The following is a 377-nucleotide window of genomic DNA, read 5'->3' on the forward strand; positions in this document are numbered from 1 at the left end:
AGGAAGTCCTTCATTCTCAATCCCTTGTTGGTGCCGATAGGTGCAGCAAGTGGCATCACGGTAGCAGCACCAGCCTCTTCGAGGTGCTTGCAGAGGGTAGGGTCCGCCTGGCAATATGGCAATACCACGAAACCGAGCTTTACCAGTTTCTCGGTAGCCTTCAGCGTCTCGATAGAGTCTGGAAGAAGATAGCGAGGGTCTGGGTGGATTTCGAGCTTGAGCCAGTTGGTTCCGAAAGCCTCTCGAGCCATCTGTGCTGCGAATACAGCCTCCTCGGCGTTGCGCACGCCACTGGTGTTAGGAAGGAGCTGGATATTTGGGTTCTGCACAATATGAGAGAGCAAGTCGTCCTGCTTGTCTTCGAGTTCGATACGTTT

General features: G+C 53.6%; 1 pseudogene. It reads right to left on the reverse strand.

The window, feature by feature from the left end:
• Positions 1-377: pseudogene (locus tag D4A39_RS19420) on the reverse strand (thiazole synthase); the annotation flags it as partial.

The sequence above is a fragment of the Alcanivorax profundi genome, assembly GCF_003597125.1.
In the GTDB taxonomy this organism is placed as follows: Bacteria; Pseudomonadota; Gammaproteobacteria; order Pseudomonadales; family Alcanivoracaceae; genus Alcanivorax; species Alcanivorax profundi.